This window comes from Neisseria sp. P0019.S002 (genome assembly GCF_051957155.1).
Taxonomy (GTDB): Bacteria; Pseudomonadota; Gammaproteobacteria; order Burkholderiales; family Neisseriaceae; genus Neisseria; species Neisseria perflava.
The window spans coordinates 1-784 of record NZ_JBQCWS010000024.1 but is presented as its reverse complement, the minus strand read 5'-3'; the positions used below and the strand labels follow the sequence as shown (position 1 = coordinate 784).

Genomic DNA, 784 nt, shown 5'->3' with positions numbered 1-784 from the left:
CTTACCTTCTGATGGACAGCCAAGGGCTGAATTTCTTCCTGATTTTGGCGGGCGTGTTGGGTATGAATACGCTGATGTTGGCGGTATGGTTGGCAACGTTGTTCCTGCGTGTGAAAGTGGGGCGGTTTTTCAGCAGTCCCGCGACGTGGTTTCGGGGTAAAGACCCCGTCAATCAGGCGGTGTTCCGGCTGTATGCGGACGAATGGCGGCAGCCTTCGGCGCGTTGGATCGCCGGCGCGACTTCGCACAGTCTATGGCTCTGCACCCTGAGCGGAATGCTGGTGTCGGTATTGCTGCTGCTTTTGGTGCGCCAATATACGTTCAACTGGGAAAGCACGCTGTTGAGCAATGCCGCTTCGGTGCGCGCGGTGGAAATGTTGGCGTGGCTGCCGTCGAAACTCGGTTTCCCTGCACCTGATGCGCGGGCGGTGGTCGAAGGTCGTCTGAACGGCAACATCGCCGATGCGCGCGCGTGGTCGGGCTTGTTGGTCGGCAGCATTGCCTGCTACGGCATCCTGCCGCGCCTGCTGGCTTGGGCGGTATGCAAAATCTTTTTAAAAACAAGCCAAAGCAAGCTGGATTTGGAGAAACCTTATTATCAGGCGGTCATCCGCCGTTGGCAGAACAAAATCGTCGATGCGGACACGCGTCGGGAAACCGTGTCTGCCGTTTCCCCGAAAATCACCTTAAACGACGCGCCCAAGTGGGCAGTCATGCTGGAAACCGAATGGTACGAAGGCACATGGTTTGCGGGCAGGCTGGCACAGGAATGGCTGGATAAAGG

Annotated in this window: 1 protein-coding gene; it reads left to right on the top strand. The window is 57.5% G+C overall.

Going from position 1 to position 784, the window contains the following annotated elements; all coding sequences use genetic code 11:
* The coding region (locus ACTHTY_RS11310; RefSeq protein ID WP_440367699.1) for a DUF2868 domain-containing protein at window positions 1–784 on the top strand (784 nt) is incomplete at both ends.